This window comes from Caenimonas sedimenti (assembly GCF_007833165.1).
Classification (GTDB): Bacteria; Pseudomonadota; Gammaproteobacteria; order Burkholderiales; family Burkholderiaceae_C; genus Ramlibacter; species Ramlibacter sedimenti.
This window is the reverse complement of sequence record NZ_VOBQ01000034.1, coordinates 1-17,596: the sequence shown is the minus strand read 5'-3', so window position 1 is coordinate 17,596 and position 17,596 is coordinate 1. Positions and strand designations below refer to the sequence as shown.

Below are 17,596 nucleotides of genomic sequence, written 5' to 3'. Positions count from 1 at the left end.
CGACCTGGGGGGCCTCCGGCGGCCCCTGCGGGGGGCTTGAAGAAAGGAGAATCCGAAAGCCGAAGTCACCAGACCATCCCGGTCTGACTCACACCAACCAGCCTCCACGAAACCCGGGGCGGTTCAGACACCTACGACGATCATGAACAGAGTCCATGAAGCTCTTGAGGACCTTCGTGATGAATGCTGGGAGACAGACACGTACAGAGCACGTGACGCTACAACCAGCACAGATGCAGTTGCAGACTGCATTCACCGCGTACTTGCGGCATCCGTACTATCCTCGCATCCCTAACCAACTTATCGACCGAGTTTTCAATCAGCTTGCGCTGCGGAGACTCCAAGCTGCATTGGCGTTGCAGCAACTCCGTGTCTTCACCCTTTTCAGGAGGTCGTTTACTGATCGCATCGAGAGAACGCGATCACCTGCGGCTTTGTTATTCTTGTAATTCAGGTTGGCTGCAAGGGTCGTGTGTGCGGGTCGTTGCCATGACCGTTTTTACAGAACCACCCTTGTAAGTGTAAAACTGGTCCCTCTTGCAGTACGGCAGTCTCAGGACGAACTGCATTGACGCTCACCCGGTTGTACAAGCTCCGGCAGCAACGATAAGGCGCAAAGGATGAAACCCCGCGATGGATCAAGCATCGCGGGGTTTCTTCTTCAAGCAGCTGACATTCTGGTGTGCAGCCGGAAAACTTCGCGCAACCTTGATCGTTGCTGGCATTGGTATTTAGCAAACCAGTCTACGCACTCGGCTTGCCGTCGCATTATTTCCACCTTCCAAATTCAAGGCCATATTTAAGCGAAAGGTATTGAGTTTCTTGGCAGGAATCACGCGGAACGCGCGAAACCTGCACACTGCGGCAAGCCCTTGGCAAAACCGCGTGCCTTCTGGCTTTGCCAGAGGCATGCAGTACAACTTATATTGCACGGGGTCAGGCACGTATTTTCCTGCCTCAAGACTCATGCTGAATATTTCAGCGGATGTCTCCTAGCCGGGATTCAAGCTCGTGACGTACCAGTTCGCCTGCTGTCATGTAGCGACGCAGTTCCCGGTGCACTTGGTCGGCCAGCGACTCGATACGGCGTCTATTGAGGGCCTGCAGCTGCTCCAAGGCGTCCTGCTGGTCTGGCGTTAGCACGCGCTTCTTCGAGCGCCGGGCCCTTTTCTTCTGCGAATCGGCGCTCCGCGGGCTGACAACGAGAGCTTCTGGAATATTCAGAAATTCCTTGTACCGCATCACTTTCTCCTATTTCGCCCGTATTTACCCAAACGGAGCGGAAATCAAGAAAGTTGTTGTCTTTGTCTGCGGCCTCAGTCGAATAGTGTCATGACGAGTCCGAGCGCGAATAGCCAGAGGAACAGCTTGAAGCCTGTCACCAGCAACCACCTGATGAAGCGCAGGACATCCGGCAGCACTAGGACAACAACGATCCAGAAAAAGAACCAGTGCAAGTCGATTACCGCACGACCGTCAGCTTGGGACTTGTGGCTCCGTGCGGTGCGGGTCGCCGCATTCCGTCCAACACGCGGGCAGCTTTCTCCGCCACTGCGCCCGTCTCAACGTGGCTGTAGACCATCGTGGACTGAATGTTGCGGTGTCCGAGCAGCCCTTGCACCTCTACAAGGGACATGCCGCTGTTCAACATGCGAGACGCGAACGTATGGCGAGCCGTGTGGAGCGTGACCTTGCCGGCTTCTGCCGTTACGCCGATGCGCTCCAGCGCCGCACGCAGCCAGGCGTAATTGTTGTTGTGTCGGCGCTTCGTCGGGAACACCCACTGGTCGGCCGCAACCGCTTTCCGGCGTGCAAGCATCGCATGCAGTTGGTCACTCATGACCAACGTGCTGTCAGTTCCCCCCTTCTGACGGTGTATGCGCACCTTACGCCCGTCCAGATCGACTTGCGACCAGGTCATCCGCGCGATCTCGCGGTAACGAGCGCCTGTATGCAACAAGCCAATCAGCAAGTCCGTGTTGTCTTGCCGGGCCTTGTCCGTGCGAGCGCACTTGCCGGGGTACTTGGCCTTCGGGTCAATTGCTGCGAACAACGCGGCTTCTTCTTCCGCCGACAAATATCGCAGCCGGGTCTTTTCAGGGTACAAGCGCGGAAGCTTCACGGCCGTCGCCCACTTCTGCTCTTCGGCGAACCGAACAACGGCGTTCCAGTAGCTTACGGAGACGCAGAGCGTATTGTGTGAGGCTCCGGCATCGCGCCGCTTCTGGATGATGCCTTGGAGTTGCGCAAGGGTCAGGTCGCCCATGCGGACATTCGGCAGCGCAAGGAAGTGCTTCAGGTGGACTTGCGCGTTGGCGTGCCCTCCGGTCCCCTTCCTTGCATCAAGGAACGCCTTGATAACCGAGTGCAGCAGGACGGGCTTCGTGCCCTTGAGGACGACTTCTTTGATCGCTTCCGCTTCCCAAAGGGCTGCGATCTGCTCGGCCAGCTTCTTGTCGCCGGTCTTGGTGCTACGCGCGAACGTGTGGCCCTGGACGACTTTGCGCCAGTGCCAGATTCCGTTGCGTTCCGTCAGTGCCATTGCATCCTCGATGTCGTTTAACACGACGGAGGATGCGTTCAGGTGGCTATGGGATCAACTATTTGTTGGGGTCTGACTTCAGCAGAAGGCCGGCATGCCGACGCTCCCGCACCTCGGCCAGAACCGCATCCGGCTTGATGCGCCAAACAAATCCGCAGAGAAGGAAGAGGCAAAGGCTCATTGCCCATTGGCCTTCGCGGATCATCACGGTCGGATTGACAACGCTCCAATAGGCGAGATAGCTCCCGTCAACGCACCACCAAGCAAGCAGTACGGCCGCAGGCCATCGCCGGTACTTGCGTTCCATCAATGCCGCCACGGCCCATTCGGCTGACAAGTACGTGGAGCCTGCCATCACGATTGACACGCCGTAGTCCCAATCGGGATAGCTCCAGAATGCAGCGCCCCACAGTAGCCAAGCGAACCCGACGGCGAACGTAGCGAGCTTCCAGGCGCTTCGAGTCCGCGATTTGTGAGAGTCGTTCACGGGCTTCGCACGACTATAAATTAACTACCAAACTGCATCGACGACCATCTTCCCCTGAGCATCCCTCTGTTCAACCGTTTGAGTCCGCTGGAAGCCCTTGATCGCTGTGTGATCCGTATGAACAACTGACCCAACCTTCACGCCTGCGGCGTTTACGACCGCGTACTCGAAGATGTCCGTTTCCGACAGCGTTCCTTTAGACCTGTGAGTAACAAGCTCCAGTCGCTCTCCATCTTGCAGTTGGACCTTATCTTCAAGCTTCGGCATAAAACTCCTTCATTCGAAAGTGATGACTCAGGCGCTTAGGCCAAAGCGGGTCTAGAGAGCAAGTCGTCGTCAACAAAGATGTCGTCTTCGGAGAACGAGGAAAGCCACTCCTTCTGCTCGCTGGTCAACAACAACTCAGGATTTCCCGACAGGTTCACGTTGGACAAGCTCTCCATATGCACGATGGATTTCGGAAGGCACTTGAGATTGTTCCCGTGCAAGTTCAGTGCTTCAAGCCGGGACAACGAGCACAGGCTATCCGGCAATCTAGTGAGCTTGTTCTTTCCCAAGTCAATCGTGTAGAGATTCGACAACTGGCCGATTTCCTCCGGCAGCTCTTCAAGCTCGCACCCGTGCATGTAGAGAACGTGCACCGCACTTAGCCTGCAGAATTCCTTTGGCAGACATGTAAGCGGGGTGAAATTCAGATTGATCTCTAACGCCTTGTGGTCTTCAAAGATTGATCCCTTCCGAAACTTGGAATTCTTAGAGAGTTGGGTCAGCGACTGCTCATCCGAAGGAAATCCAACGTATTCCTGCTGCTGCAGAATGCCTACTTCGATCAATTCGCGGGGCGGAAGGTTGTTCGACTTGGCCCACTCAATCAGGCCCGCCATCCACCCATCGTCCTGAACTGCAGATCCGATGGCTTTCAGCACGATCCCTCGGCTCGACTCTCCGGTAAGGGTCGTGAGCCTCGAAATCAGCTCCTTAGCCGCAGTAAGGTTGTTTTCTCTCCGAGAGACGTGTCGCTTCGTCGCCCCTTCTGGTGCAGGAATGTCGGGATGCAACGCTGGCACCACACTGTCATCCGATAGGAGCAAGCTCTTCAAGTCTCCGAACAGATTCACAACCTGCTCGTCTTTAGAAGCGTACTTGCCCAGCCTGAAGCGCTTCATCACGTTGTCGTCGACTCTGCACCTGAAGTTCGCCATCAGTTCTTGATTCGGCGTCAGCTGCATGGAGAGCGCGAGCAGAAGCTGTTGCGGTCCCTCCGGGCCGTCAAATTCCGCATCTGAGTTGCCGAGTGCTCCCTTGTATGCACTAGCGGGTATGCCGCTGTTCCTTGCAAAGGCCTGCGAGGCTTCGTTGCCCTGACTTGCGCCATCCAACTCTTCGAGGATGAACTTGTAGGCAAGCTCCCTTGTGCGCAACTTTCCCGACACGATTTCCGCAAATCGATCCGTGGCGTGCTCGATTCCGTCCTTATCAATGAGTTGTTGAAGTTGAGTCTTTTTTCTAAACAAACCGAACACGCACCCTCCGAAACTGCTTCTGCTGCTGAGTTACGCATTGTGACTGGCTGCCCTGCCCAGCGGCAACCCGCGTTTGTGCTGATTTTGTACAGGTGCACAGCGTTGCAGCAGCGTCGCCCCAAGCGTCTCAAGTGCCGCCGAAGCGTGGCTAAGTAGGCTCAACAGCGTCTGGGATAATCCGGTAGAGCCCCTCTTTACCGTCTCATCACCATGCCGACCACCATCAAAGCAGCCGACCTGATCGAGTCGGTCGCAGCCGCCCTGCAGTACATCAGCTACTACCACCCCGCCGATTTCATCGCCCACCTGGCCCGCGCCTACGAACGTGAGCAGAGCCCGGCGGCCCGGGACGCGATCGCGCAGATTCTGACGAACAGCCGCATGAGCGCGGTCGGCCACCGGCCGCTGTGCCAGGACACGGGCATCGTCAACGTGTTCCTGAAGGTCGGCATGGACGTGCGCTGGGAAGGCTTCACCGGCGGCCTGGAAGACGCGATCAACGAAGGCGTGCGCCGCGGCTACGACCTGGCCGAGAACCGCCTGCGCGCCTCGGTCGTGGCCGACCCGCAGTTCGCCCGCAAGAACACCAAGGACAACACGCCCGCCGTCATCAACGTGCAGATCGTGCCCGGCGACAAGCTGGACGTGACCGTGGCGGCCAAGGGCGGCGGCAGCGAGAACAAGAGCAAGATGATCATGCTCAACCCCAGCGACAGCGTGGTCGACTGGGTGCTGAAGACGGTGCCGACCATGGGCGCCGGCTGGTGCCCGCCGGGCATGCTGGGCATCGGCATCGGCGGCACGGCCGAGAAGGCCATGCTGCTCGCCAAGGAATCGTTGATGGACGACATCGACATGTACGAGCTGCAGGCGAAGTCGGCGAAGGGCGGGAAGCTGTCGCAGGTCGAGGAACTGCGGCTGGAGCTGTACGAGAAGGTCAACGCACTGGGCATCGGGGCGCAGGGCCTGGGCGGCCTCACCACCGTGCTCGACGTGAAGATCGCGATGTACCCGACACACGCCGCCAGCAAGCCAGTGGCCATGATCCCGAACTGCGCCGCGACGCGCCATGCGCACTTCGTGATGGACGGCTCCGGCCCGGTCTACCTGGAGGCGCCCAGCTTGGATCTCTGGCCCGACGTCAACTGGATGCCCGACACCAAGAAGAGCAAGCGCGTGGACCTCAACACGCTGACGCGCGAGGAAGTCGCGTCGTGGAAGCCCGGCGAGACGCTGCTGCTGAACGGCAAGATGCTGACCGGCCGCGACGCCGCGCACAAGCGCATCCAGGACATGCTGGCCAAGGGCGAGAAGCTGCCGGTGGACTTCACCAACCGCGCGATCTATTACGTCGGCCCGGTCGATCCGGTGCGCGACGAAGTGGTGGGCCCGGCCGGCCCGACGACCGCCACCCGCATGGACAAGTTCACCGACATGATGCTGGCCCAGACCGGCCTCATCACGATGATCGGCAAGTCCGAGCGTGGCCCAGTCGCCATCGAGGCCATCCGCAAGCACAAGAGCGCCTACCTGATGGCCGTGGGTGGCGCCGCCTACCTGGTGTCCAAGGCGATCAAGCAGGCGCGAGTGGTCGGCTTCGAAGACCTGGGCATGGAAGCCATCTACGAGTTCGACGTGGTCGACATGCCGGTGACGGTGGCGGTGGACGCCGGCGGCACCAGCGCGCACGTGACCGGCCCGGCCGAGTGGCAGAAGCGGATCGCGACCGGCGAATTCAAGAAAATCCCGGTCGCGGCGGCCTGAAGTCCGACACCGCCGCCCCTCCGCCGCGCACTAAAGTCCGGGACATGCGGCCCGAGCATCCCATTGGCGTCTTCGACAGCGGCGTCGGCGGCCTGTCGATCCTGCGCGCCTTGCGCGCGGAGCTGCCGCACGAGGACTTCGTCTATTTCTCCGACGCCGCCCACGCGCCCTATGGCGAGAAGGGCGACGACTACGTCTGCGATCGTTCGCTGGCCATCGCCCTCGACATGCTGGAACAGCACCGCGTGAAGAGCCTGGTGGTGGCGTGCAACACGGCCACTGCGGCGGCCGTCCACCTGTTGCGGGAACGCCATGCCGAGCTCCCCACGGTGGGCGTGGAACCCGCGCTGAAACCGGCGGCGGCGCTGACGCGCACCGGCCGCGTCGCCGTCTTCGCGACCCGCGGCACGCTCGCCAGCGCGAAGTTCGCCCGGCTTCACGACTCGCTGCGCCACCGCGCCGAATTCATCCTGCAGCCTTGCGATGGCCTGGCCGCCGCGATCGAAGCCGGCGACGCGGTCCGGGTCCAGTCTCTCTGCGAGCGCTACGTGGCCCAGGCGGGCCGCTTCGGCACGGCGCCGGGCGAGATCGACACGCTGGTGCTGGGCTGCACGCACTACCCCTTCGCCGAAGCCGTGCTGCGCGCACTGGTCGGGCCGGCCGTGCGCTTCGTCGAGACCGGGGAGCCGGTCGCGCGCCAGACGCATCGCCTGCTCGAAACGCGCGGCCTGCTCAATCCATCGGGGCGCGGCCACACCGAATGGCTGACCAGCGGCGAGCCGCTGGCACTGCAAACCGCAGCCGGGCGCTGGCTGGGGAGTTAAAGCCCACCCGGCGGATCGAACACGTCGAGCGAGGGGAAGCGGTCCTTCGCCTCGATGCAGTCCAGGAGATAGATGGCGAAGCCGATGTCGCCCGTCCACAGGCCGTGGCGCCACTGCGCATGCTCCTCCAGCGCCCGCTGCACCTGGCCCAGGCCGTGCATCGCGAAGGCGCGGGCGCGCTCCAGCCAGAGCGCGTTGCCTGTGCGGCGATACAGCTTGAGGAAGGCGTAGCCGTTGCCGGCCGTCCCGTGACACAGGTTGCTGCTCTTGCGCAAAGGCCCGGCTTGCCAGGTGGCCTCGCCCGCGGCGAGCAGGAGCTCGTCGAGAACGGGGTCCGGATGCCGGGCCAGGCAGACAACGAACCCGGGCGCGCCGTGGCAATACTGCATCAACTTCGCGTCCCCGGCGCGGGATCCCAACTGCTTGCGCCAGTTGACGAGCCCGTCCTCCCATTCGGCGGTGGCGCGCACGGTCTGGGCGATGCACGCCGCCCATGCGGGCCAGGCGTCGTCCAGAACGTCCTGCCCCTGGATCAACACGGAAGCCGTGGCGACGAAGCCGTGGACGGCGTCCAGGTAGGTCGAACGTTGGCCATGCAGGTCTTGCGTCCAGAAGTGGCACTTGCATTGCTCGGACCATTGGAGTTCCGACCAGAGCACGTGGGCGGTCCGGCGGAACAGGTCGGCCCACGGCGCTTCCCCCGTGCGACGGTGCATGAACAGCGCGGCGAGCATGGTGCCGGGCGAACCCCACATCAGCTCGCGCGCGGGGTGATGCATCGTCTGCTCGATCAGCACGGCCAGCGCGTTGGCGTGGGCGCCATCCCCTTCGAGGCCGTGCCGCAGCAGCAGCACCGGCGTCTTGCCGAACAGGTAGGAGCCGCCCTCGCCTGACTTGCTGCGCAGGGTGGTTGTGAATTGGCGGTAGTTGCCGGTGAGCTTGATCGCCCCACGCGCCCGCAAATACTCGAGCGCCCAGACGATGCCGCAGGCGCCGAGGTAGAAGCCGGAGACCGGCTTCGGCCTGGAGCCGTCCAGCGGATGCACGGGCCAGCCGGTATCAGGGAGGAACCCGGCTTCGGTGCCGGCCGCGATGCGCTGGATGGCGCCCCGCGCCACCTGCTCGTCCCAGGCGGGCGCCGCGAGCGGCTCGTGCCTTTCGGGGTCGTGGAGCATCACGCCAGGACGGCGCCTTCCAGCGCCGCTTGCCGGCCCCGTTGCACGTCGACCTTGAACAGCAGCACCAGGCCGATGACGAAGAGCGCCGCGGTGGACAGGATCGCCAGCCGCTGGTTGCCGCCGGTGCCCCAGGTGATGGCGCCATACGTGAGCGGGCCGATGATGCTGGCCAGACGGATGGCGAAGGTCCACAAGCCGTAGAACTCCGCCAGCTGGCGCGGCGGCGCGAACATGCCGGCCATGGCCCGGCCGGCGGATTGGCTGGAACCCATGCACAGCCCGGCGATCGCAGCCGCCCACCAGAACTGGCCCTTGGTCTGCGACAGCGCCGCGATGACGCAGGTGAGGATCCAGCCGACCAGCGTGCTGCCCAGCGCGAGCTTGTGCCCGATGCGGTCCTGCAGGTAGCCCCAGGCGAACGCGCCCGCGGCCGCCGCGAGGTTCAGCACGAAGATCAGCACCATGGTCTCCTGCGGCTTGAAACCGATCACGCTCTCGGCGTAGATGGCCGCCAGCGCGATCGCCACCGCGACGCCGCCCTGGTAGAACACGGCGCATGCCAGCAGCCACATGAAATCGCGGTAGCGGCGCGCCTGGGAGAAGGTCCGCTTCAGTTGCGCCCATGACGCCGCGAAGCCGCTCTCGCGCAGCGCGTCGGCGTTCGGCTGCGCACGCTCCTGCAGCAGCTGGAAGGTGACGAAGGACGCGGCGCCATAGAGCCCGGCGGTGATCAGCATCGTCACGGGCACGAACTCCGCCGCCGGGATGCCCTGGGCCTGCGCCCACAGCACGTAGCCGAGGCAGATGCCCAGCGCCAGCATGCCGCCGAAGTAGCCGAAGCCCCAGCCCCAGCCACTCACCTTGCCCAGGGAGTCCTTGCGGGCCAGTTCGGGCAGGAAGGCGGCGGTGAGCGATTCGCCGTACACGTAGAAGGTGTTGGAAACGATGATCAACACCATCGCGAGGACCACGCCGCCCGGCTGCGCGAACGCGAGCAGCGCGGTGCTGACCACGCAGCACGCGGTGACGATCATCAGGATGCGCTTCTTGGCGGCGCGCAGGTCGGCGTAGGCGCCGATGGTCGGCATCGTGACCATGACGATGGCGTACGAGATGCTGAGCGCCAGTGTCCAGGCGAAGGTGGCCCATTCGGCCTTCTGCGCGATGCCGCCCACGAAGTACGCGGCGAACACGGCGGTGATGACGACGGTGGTGTAGCCCGAGTTGGCGAAGTCGTACATCGCCCAGCCGAACACCTCGCGCTTGCGCACGCCGGGGTTCAACGCGTCCGGGGAAAACAGGGCCATGGGCGCCTCCTGCCGCGCATCGTAGCGCGGCGGATGTACGCGCGTGCGTCTAATGCAAATGCCGCGGCCGGCGGCCGCCGCCATGCCCGCCGCTGCCGGGACCGCCGCTGCCCTTGGGCGGCTTGCCCAGCTCCAGCGAGCTGACCAGCGCGTCGAAGCGTTGGGCAAACAGCTTGTCCACCTCGGCGACCACGCCATCGAGTTCGGCGGCATCGAAGTGGCGTTCCATCAGGTTCACGACGTCCTGCACCAGCAGGTCGCGCTGGACCTGCATGATGGCCGCGGGCGTGGGGCCGACGAACAGCATGACGAAGTCGTCACGCGATTCTTCCTCGGCGGGTGCCTCCTCCTCGTCGAACTCGGCGTCGTAGAAGGTGATCTCGATGGCGGCGCCCTCTTCCGCCAGCTCGTTGAGGCTCATGCACATCTCATCGAGCTGCTGGCGGAAGTCCTCGTCGCCGGCGACCGTCCAGCACATCGTGAGCAGCTGCTCGGTGGCGTCGAACTTGATGCCGGGCTCTTCCTCGTAGGCGCTCCCGGCGCCGTCGGCCAGCGACTTGGCGCCGGCATACGTCCACAGGGGCTTCAAGGCGTCCTGCAGCTGCGCGTAGGTCACCCCCTTGCGCAGCGGCACATCGCCGTGCACGTGGATCTCGAATGGGGCATCGTATTGGGACATGGTGCTCTCCGGCTCGTGCGCCAGACTCTCTATTCTGGACCTGTTCTGGTGCCTCGACCCGGGATCGAACCGGGACGCCCCTTTTCAGGAAGCGGCGGATTTTAAGTCCGCTGTGTCTACCAATTTCACCATCGAGGCTGCGACCGCAGCCCACTGTAATGCGAAAACGAAGCAGCCCCGCCGGGGCGGGGCTGCAGCAAGGGGTGGAGGCGCGTCCCGGAGTCGAACCGAGCTAAACGGATTTGCAATCCGCTGCATAACCGCTTTGCTAACGCGCCAGAATTCCCAACAAAAAGGGAAGCCGAAGCTTCCCTTTTCTGGATTTGGAGCGGGAGAAGAGTCTCGAACTCTCGACCTCAACCTTGGCAAGGTTGCGCTCTACCAACTGAGCTACTCCCGCGGAAGACCGCAATTATAGCCACAAAAAATGCGGCCCCTGACAAGCGGCTGAATTCCGTTTTCAGTGCTTCACCGCCAATGGCGCGTCGGTCTTGGCCACCGGCGTCGCCGCCTGGATTTCTTCCTCGGTCAACGCGGTCGGCATGCGCTCCAGCGCGACTTCGAGCACCTTGTCGATCCACTTCACCGGCACGATCTCGAGGCCGTTCTTCACGTTCTCGGGTATTTCCTGCAGGTCCTTCGCGTTCTCTTCCGGGATCAGCACCGTCTTGATGCCGCCGCGCAGGGCTGCCAGCAGCTTCTCCTTCAGGCCGCCGATGGCCGTGACCTCGCCACGCAGCGTGATCTCGCCGGTCATGGCCACGTCGGCGCGTACCGGAATGCCCGTGAGCGCGGAGACCAAGGCCGTCGTCATCGCGGCGCCCGCGCTGGGGCCGTCCTTGGGCGTGGCGCCATCGGGCACGTGGATGTGGATGTCCTTCTTCTCGAACATCTCGTCCTTGATGCCGAGGCGGCGCGAGCGGCTGCGCACCACGGTGCGGGCGGCCTCCACCGATTCCTTCATCACGTCGCCCAGCGAGCCCGTGCGGGTGATGACGCCCTTGCCGGGCATCAGCGCCGTCTCGATGGTGAGCAGGTCGCCGCCGACTTCCGTCCACGCGAGACCGACCACCTGCCCCACCTGGTTCGCCGCTTCGGCGCGGCCATAGGTGAACTTGCGCACGCCGAGGAAGTCGTTGAGGTTCTCCGCCGTCACCACGACCTTCGGCGTCATCTTCTTCAGCTGCAGGCCCTTCACCACCTTGCGGCAGATCTTGGACAGCTCGCGTTCCAGCGAACGCACGCCGGCTTCACGTGTGTAGTAGCGCACGATGTCGCGCACCGCGGGCTCGGTGATGTCCAGCTCGTTGTCCTTCACGCCGTTGTTCTTCATCTGCTTGGGCAGCAGGTAGCGCATGGCGATGTTGGTCTTCTCGTCCTCGGTGTAGCCCGAGAGGCGGATGACTTCCATCCGGTCCAGCAGCGCCGGCGGGATGTTCATCGAGTTCGACGTCGCCACGAACATCACGTCCGACAGGTCGAAGTCGACCTCGACGTAGTGGTCGCTGAAGGTGTGGTTCTGCTCCGGGTCCAGCACCTCGAGCAGCGCGCTCGCGGGGTCACCGCGGAAGTCGGTGCCCAGCTTGTCGATCTCGTCGAGCAGGAACAGCGGGTTGCGCGTGCCGGACTTCGACAGCGACTGCAGCACCTTGCCCGGCATCGCGCCGATGTAGGTGCGGCGGTGGCCGCGGATCTCGGCTTCGTCGCGCATGCCGCCCAGGGCCTGCCGCACGTACTTGCGGCCGGTCGCCTTGGCGATCGACTGCCCGAGCGAGGTCTTGCCGACCCCCGGAGGGCCGACCAGGCACAGGATGGGCGCCTTGACCTTGTCGACGCGCTGCTGCACCGCGAGATATTCGAGGATGCGGTCCTTGACCTTCTCCAGGCCCCAGTGGTCCTCGTTCAACACGTCTTCCGCGTATTGCAGGTCGTGCTTGATCTTGGTCTTCTTGGCCCACGGCAGGTTGGTGAGCACGTCGATGTAGTTGCGCACCACCGTGGCCTCGGCCGACATGGGCGACATCAGCTTCAGCTTCTTGAGTTCCGCGTCGGCTTTCTTGCGGGCCTCCTTGGGCATCTTGGCGAGCTTGATCTTCTTCTCGATCTCCTCGATGTCCGCGCCCTCCTCGCCCTCGCCGAGCTCCTTCTGGATGGCCTTGACCTGCTCGTTCAGGTAGAAGTCGCGCTGGTTCTTCTCCATCTGGCGCTTCACGCGGCCGCGGATGCGCTTGTCGACGTTGAGGATCTCGACTTCGCGCTCGATCTGCTCGAACAGGTTGTCCAGGCGGTCCTTCACGTCGGCCAGGTCGAGCACGACCTGCTTGTTGTCGAGCTTCAGCGGCAGGTGGGCGGCGATGGTGTCAGCCAGGCGGCCGGGATCGTCGATCGAGGCGATCGAGGTCAGGATCTCGGGCGGGATCTTCTTGTTCAGCTTGACGTACTGGTCGAACTGCTGGAGCACCGCGCGGCGCAGGGCTTCGATCTCCGCGGATTTCTCGTCCATGGAGAGCGCTTCCACCGGCACGACGGTGGCGGTGAAGTGCGCGGCGCCGTCGGTGATGCGGCTGACCTGGGCGCGCTGCTGCCCTTCGACCAGCACCTTCACGGTGCCGTCGGGCAGCTTCAGCATCTGCAGGATGGTGGAGATGCAGCCGACCTCGAACATGTCGGAGACGGAAGGCTCATCCTTGGCGGCGGCCTTCTGGGCGACGAGCATGATGCGCCGCTCGGCCTCCATGGCCGCTTCCAGCGCCTTGATGCTCTTGGGCCGGCCGACGAACAGCGGGATCACCATGTGCGGGAACACGACGACGTCGCGCAGCGGCAGCAGGGGAAGGTCCAGCGGGTCGGCAGGCAGGGGGGTATGTCCGGACATGCAGTTCCTTTAGGTTCTCTCAGCCATAGATGGCCGGCAATCGGACATTTTCAACCCGGCAGCGCCGCCATGCGGGCTCCAGGGCCGTTTGGACACAAAAAAGTCAGGCCTTCCTGGCCTCACGCCTTTTTCGCAGCCTCCCTGTAAACCAGCAGGGGCGGCTTGTTCTCGTCGATGGTACTTTCCTCCACCACGACCTTCTCCACGTTGGAGATGTTCGGCAGCTCGAACATGGTGTCGATGAGCGACTGCTCCAGGATGGAGCGCAGGCCGCGGGCGCCGGTCTTGCGGTTCAGCGCCTTGCGGGCGATGGCCTTGAGCGCGTTGGGCCTCACCTCGAGGTCGACCCCTTCCATCGCCAGCAGCTTGGCGTACTGCTTGACCATGGCATTCTTGGGCTCGGTGAGGATCTGCACCAGGGCGTCCTCGGACAGTTCCGCCAGCGTGGCGACCACCGGCAGCCGGCCCACCAGTTCGGGGATGAGGCCGAACTTGATCAGGTCCTCCGGCTCCACCTCGCGGAACATGTCCGAGAGGCTGCGCTCCTTCTTGCTGCGGACCTTGGCCGAGAAGCCGATGCCGGAGGCTTCGGTGCGTTGCTCGATCACCTTCTCCAGCCCGGCGAACGCGCCACCGCAGATGAACAGGATGTTGGTGGTGTCGATCTGCAGGAAATCCTGGTTCGGGTGCTTGCGGCCGCCCTGCGGCGGCACGCTGGCCATGGTGCCTTCCACCAGCTTCAGCAGGGCCTGCTGCACGCCCTCGCCCGAGACGTCCCGCGTGATGCTGGGGTTGTCGGACTTGCGGGAGATCTTGTCGATCTCGTCGATGTACACGATGCCGCGCTGGGCTCGCTCCACCTCGTAATTGCAGTTCTGCAGCAGCTTCTGGATGATGTTCTCGACGTCCTCGCCGACGTAGCCGGCTTCGGTCAGAGTCGTCGCGTCGGCCATCACGAAAGGCACGTCCAGCATGCGCGCGAGCGTCTGGGCCAGCAGCGTCTTGCCGGAGCCGGTGGGGCCGATCAGGAGGATGTTGCTCTTGGTGAGCTCGACGTCGTCCTTCTTGGCCTTCTCCTTGTGGCGCAGCCGCTTGTAGTGGTTGTAGACCGCGACCGACAGCGCGCGCTTGGCGGCTTCCTGGCCGATGACGTAGTTGTCGAGGTTGGTCTTGATCTCGTTCGGCGTGGGCAGGTCGCCACGCGCCTCGCGCGTCTCGTCGCCGGCGGGCAACTCGTCGCGGATGATCTCGTTGCAGAGATCGATGCATTCGTCGCAGATGAAGACCGAGGGCCCGGCGATGAGTTTCTTCACTTCATGCTGGCTCTTGCCGCAGAAGGAGCAGTAAAGCGTTTTCTCGCTGGATGAGCCTTTTCGATCGGCCATGGGCTGTTTGCCTTCGTAACTTGCTTCAATGATAACCATACAGCAAACGGCGCCCGCGGTTCCCCGGGGGCGCCGTTGCTGCGGTGCAACCGGCGAGGTCTTTCGCGTTCAGGGCCGCGGGCCGCCCCCTCAAGGGCGCTTCGCGATCACCTGGTCGACCAGCCCGTACGCCTTCGCTTCCTCGGCCTCCAGGAAGTAGTCGCGCTCGGTGTCGCGCTCGATCCGCTCCAGGGGCTGGCCGGTGCGCTCCGCCAGGATCCGGTTCAGCGTCGCCCGGGTCTTGATGATGTCGCGCGCATGGATCTCGATGTCCGTGGCCTGGCCCTGCATGCCGCCCAGCGGCTGGTGGATCATGATCTTCGAGTTGGGCAGGCTGAAGCGCTTGCCCTTCTCGCCGGCGGCGAGCAGGAAAGCACCCATGCTCGCCGCCATGCCGGTGCACAGCGTCGACACCGAGGGCTTGATGAAGTTCATGGTGTCGTAGATCGCCAGGCCGGCGCTGACGCTGCCGCCGGGGGAGTTGATGTACAGCGAGATGTCCTTGTCGGGGTTCTCGCTTTCCAGGAACAGCAGCTGGGCGACCACCAGGTTGGCCGTCTGGTCATTCACCGGGCCGACCAGGAAGACGACGCGTTCCCGCAGCAGGCGCGAGTAGATGTCGTAGGACCGCTCGCCGCGGCCGGACTGTTCGATGACCATCGGGATCAATCCGAGGGCCTGGGTGTCGAGTGCGCTCATGGGGATGTGCTTTCAGTTCTGGCTGTACTTTAGCCTGAATGGAAATGGGGTCTGGATGGTCTTTGACAAGACCATCCAGACCCCACGGCCGGCAGCAGCGTGGCTTACGCCTGCTGGCCCTGCGGGCCCATCAGCTCGTCGAAATCCATCTTCTTCTCGATGGTCTTCGCCTGCGAAAGCAGGAATTCCGTCACGTTGTTCTCGATCACGATGGCTTCGACTTCGGCCAGGCGGCGGTTGTCGCCGTAGTACCAGCGCACGACGTCGCCGGGCTTCTCGTAGCTGGCCGCCAGCTCGTCGATGTGGGTCTTGATCTGTTCCGGCTTGGCCTGCAGGTTGTTGGCACGCACGAGTTCAGCCACGACCAGGCCCAGGCGCACGCGCTTCTCGGCCTGGGGCCGCACGATCTCCTCGGGGATCGGCAGCTTTTCCACATCCTTCAAGCCGCGCTGCTTCAGTTCGTTGCGCTGCGCTTCGATCAGGCGGTCGACTTCGGCCTGCACGATGGATTTCGGCAGGTCCAGCTCGGCCTTTGCCACCAGCGCGTCCATGGCGGCCTGCTTGTTGCGGGCCAGCAGGCGGAACTTGACCTCGCGCTCGAGGTTCTTGCGGATGTCGGCGCGCAGGCCGTCCACCGTGGCGTCGGCGATGCCGAGCGACTTGGCGAAGGCTTCGTTGACTTCCGGCAGGTTCGCGGCTTCGATCTTCTTCACGGTGACCATGAAGTCGGCGGTCTTGCCGGCGACGTCCTTGCCGTGGTAGTCGGCGGGAAAGGCCAGCTGGAAGGTCTTGCTCTCGCCGGTCTTCATGCCGCGCACGGCGTCCTCGAATTCCTTGAGCATCTGGCCTTCGCCGACCATGTACTGGAAGTCCTCGGCCTTGCCGCCCTCGAACGGTTCGCCGTCGATCTTGCCTTCGAAGTCCACCGTCACGCGGTCACCGTCCTGGGCGGCGGCGTCTTGCGGACGCTGCGCATAGGTGCGGCGCTGCTTGCGCAGGATCTCCAGCGTGCGGTCGATGGCGGAGTCGGTGACCTCGGTCGTGATCTTCTCGATCTCGGCGCCGGCCAGGTCGGCGATCTTCACTTCCGGATAGATCTCGAAAACGGCATCGAAGGCCAGCTGCCCCTCGGGCGCGCCTTCCTTCTCGGTGATCGTGGGCTGGCCCGCGACGCGCAGCTTGGCCTCGTTGGCGGCCGCGTTGAACGCCTCGCCGACCTTGTCGTTCATGACCTCGTAGTGCACGGAGTAGCCGTAGCGCTGGGCCACGACCGACATCGGCACCTTGCCGGGGCGGAAACCGTCCATCTTGACGGTGCGCGCCAGGCGCTTCAGGCGGGAATCGACTTCGGACTGGATCGCGTTGACGGGCAGCGTCAGCGTCATCTTGCGTTCCAGCTTGTCAAGGGTCTCTACGGTCACGGCCATGGTCTTCTCTCTTGGGTCAAATGCGGTGGTGCGCGGGGGGGGACTCGAACCCCCACACCATTGCTGGCGTCAGGACCTAAACCTGGTGCGTCTACCAATTTCGCCACCCGCGCGGTCACTGGAAAGGGAAAAGCGGGCGGCCAGGGGGCCGCCCGCTCGAATCCGGTCAACCGAAGATTTTACCACTTGGGATGAAGTGGTCCTCGCGCTACGTTGAGCTTGCCACGACCTCGCGAGGCAAAGCCGCACACGGGCGGGCTGTGGCGCGCTGGCACGGCGTTCGTCGGGCCGCCCGCGGCCCTACCGAATACCCTGCGCCGTCCGGTCATGCGGCCCCGCCGCCAAACTCGCGCCGCGCCCTTTGGGCGCTCTGCTCAAACAGCGGCGGCGAGCATGATGACGTACGCGCGGCTCGATCCGCGGCCCTGCGGGCCGCTCTCGTAGCCGCGCTGGGCCGCAAGACCGGCCGTCGCAGGCGCCTGGGCCCCTATGCGCGCCACAGCCCGCCCGTGTGCGGCTTTGCGGCCACCATCTGAGCGCGCCACCAGTGGAATACCCCCCAAGCATCTGCAACGCCGCGCGTGGCCGGGCTGTGGCGCGCATAGGGGCCCAGGCGCCTGCGGCGCACGCCCTCGCGGCCCAGCGTGGCTACGAGAGCACCCGCAGGGTGCGTATCGAGACACGCGACCGTTTCATGCTCGCCGCCGCTGTTTGAGCGCAGCGCCCAAAGGGCGCGGAGCGAGATGGTATGGACGCCTCCCACCCCTGCCGCGCCGCCACCGCCAGTCGGGCGGGGCCTCGCATCAAACGGCATCGAGTGCCAAAGTGGAGGTCTGTTCAACCACTGACGATGGAGGCCCCACGTGA

Annotated in this window: 14 protein-coding genes and 4 tRNA genes; 2 read left to right on the top strand and 16 right to left on the bottom strand. The window is 63.7% G+C overall.

Annotation, left to right across the window (positions count from 1 at the left end):
- Positions 1 to 978 precede the first annotated feature (978 nt).
- From FN976_RS28470 to FN976_RS28450, 5 genes are all read right to left on the bottom strand, one after another.
- Entirely contained in the window at positions 979 to 1,242 is a 264-nt protein-coding gene (locus FN976_RS28470) for a hypothetical protein (protein WP_145897436.1), read from the bottom strand.
- A 220-nt stretch (positions 1,243 to 1,462) separates the two neighbouring features.
- Positions 1,463 to 2,542, bottom strand: coding sequence for a tyrosine-type recombinase/integrase (locus FN976_RS28465; RefSeq protein ID WP_186511273.1), 1,080 nt, complete (start codon positions 2,540 to 2,542; stop codon positions 1,463 to 1,465).
- A gap of 58 nt (positions 2,543 to 2,600) precedes the next feature.
- Positions 2,601 to 3,029 (bottom strand): hypothetical protein, encoded by a 429-nt coding sequence (locus FN976_RS28460; protein ID WP_145897432.1) that lies wholly within the window; start codon positions 3,027 to 3,029, stop codon positions 2,601 to 2,603.
- A 24-nt stretch (positions 3,030 to 3,053) separates the two neighbouring features.
- Positions 3,054 to 3,296 carry a hypothetical protein gene (locus tag FN976_RS28455; RefSeq protein ID WP_145897430.1) on the bottom strand — a complete coding sequence of 81 codons (243 nt, stop codon included), beginning with the start codon at positions 3,294 to 3,296 and terminating at the stop codon, positions 3,054 to 3,056.
- A gap of 35 nt (positions 3,297 to 3,331) precedes the next feature.
- The gene (locus FN976_RS28450) at positions 3,332 to 4,552 is read right to left on the bottom strand and encodes a leucine-rich repeat domain-containing protein (protein ID WP_145897428.1); all 1,221 of its coding nucleotides are present in this window, start codon (positions 4,550 to 4,552) and stop codon (positions 3,332 to 3,334) included.
- A gap of 210 nt (positions 4,553 to 4,762) precedes the next feature.
- On the opposite strand from FN976_RS28450, the gene FN976_RS28445 reads away from it, so the two are divergent.
- Positions 4,763 to 6,316: a fumarate hydratase gene (locus tag FN976_RS28445; RefSeq protein WP_145897426.1), complete on the top strand. Its 1,554-nt coding sequence runs from the start codon at positions 4,763 to 4,765 to the stop codon at positions 6,314 to 6,316.
- A gap of 44 nt (positions 6,317 to 6,360) precedes the next feature.
- Positions 6,361 to 7,140 (top strand): glutamate racemase, encoded by a 780-nt coding sequence (murI, locus tag FN976_RS28440; RefSeq protein ID WP_145897424.1) that lies wholly within the window; start codon positions 6,361 to 6,363, stop codon positions 7,138 to 7,140.
- On the opposite strand, the gene FN976_RS28435 is transcribed toward murI, so the two are convergent.
- From FN976_RS28435 to FN976_RS28385, 11 genes are all read right to left on the bottom strand, one after another.
- Positions 7,137 to 8,315 carry a lanthionine synthetase C family protein gene (locus tag FN976_RS28435; RefSeq protein WP_145897422.1) on the bottom strand — a complete coding sequence of 393 codons (1,179 nt, stop codon included), beginning with the start codon at positions 8,313 to 8,315 and terminating at the stop codon, positions 7,137 to 7,139. The two genes, murI and FN976_RS28435, sit on opposite strands and share 4 nt — an antisense overlap.
- Positions 8,315 to 9,625, bottom strand: a complete 1,311-nt coding sequence (locus tag FN976_RS28430; RefSeq protein WP_145897420.1) for an MFS transporter — start codon at positions 9,623 to 9,625, stop codon at positions 8,315 to 8,317. The genes FN976_RS28435 and FN976_RS28430 overlap by 1 nt, the downstream gene beginning before the upstream one ends.
- 49 nt (positions 9,626 to 9,674) lie before the next feature.
- Positions 9,675 to 10,304 (bottom strand): DUF6806 family protein, encoded by a 630-nt coding sequence (locus tag FN976_RS28425; protein ID WP_145897418.1) that lies wholly within the window; start codon positions 10,302 to 10,304, stop codon positions 9,675 to 9,677.
- A gap of 46 nt (positions 10,305 to 10,350) precedes the next feature.
- Positions 10,351 to 10,442, bottom strand: a tRNA-Leu gene (locus tag FN976_RS28420).
- Between the two features lie 66 nt (positions 10,443 to 10,508).
- A tRNA-Cys gene (locus FN976_RS28415) sits at positions 10,509 to 10,582 on the bottom strand.
- A gap of 46 nt (positions 10,583 to 10,628) precedes the next feature.
- Positions 10,629 to 10,704, bottom strand: a tRNA-Gly gene (locus FN976_RS28410).
- 60 nt (positions 10,705 to 10,764) lie between these two features.
- Positions 10,765 to 13,179, bottom strand: coding sequence for an endopeptidase La (gene lon / locus FN976_RS28405; RefSeq protein ID WP_145897416.1), 2,415 nt, complete (start codon positions 13,177 to 13,179; stop codon positions 10,765 to 10,767).
- A gap of 119 nt (positions 13,180 to 13,298) precedes the next feature.
- Complete coding sequence (gene clpX / locus FN976_RS28400; protein ID WP_145897414.1) at positions 13,299 to 14,564, bottom strand: ATP-dependent Clp protease ATP-binding subunit ClpX; 1,266 nt, start codon at positions 14,562 to 14,564, stop codon at positions 13,299 to 13,301.
- A gap of 129 nt (positions 14,565 to 14,693) precedes the next feature.
- Positions 14,694 to 15,302 carry an ATP-dependent Clp endopeptidase proteolytic subunit ClpP gene (gene clpP / locus FN976_RS28395; RefSeq protein WP_145897412.1) on the bottom strand — a complete coding sequence of 203 codons (609 nt, stop codon included), beginning with the start codon at positions 15,300 to 15,302 and terminating at the stop codon, positions 14,694 to 14,696.
- 104 nt (positions 15,303 to 15,406) lie between these two features.
- Positions 15,407 to 16,729, bottom strand: coding sequence for a trigger factor (gene tig / locus FN976_RS28390; RefSeq protein WP_145897410.1), 1,323 nt, complete (start codon positions 16,727 to 16,729; stop codon positions 15,407 to 15,409).
- 26 nt (positions 16,730 to 16,755) lie between these two features.
- Positions 16,756 to 16,842, bottom strand: a tRNA-Leu gene (locus tag FN976_RS28385).
- Between the last annotated feature and the right edge of the window lie 754 nt (positions 16,843 to 17,596).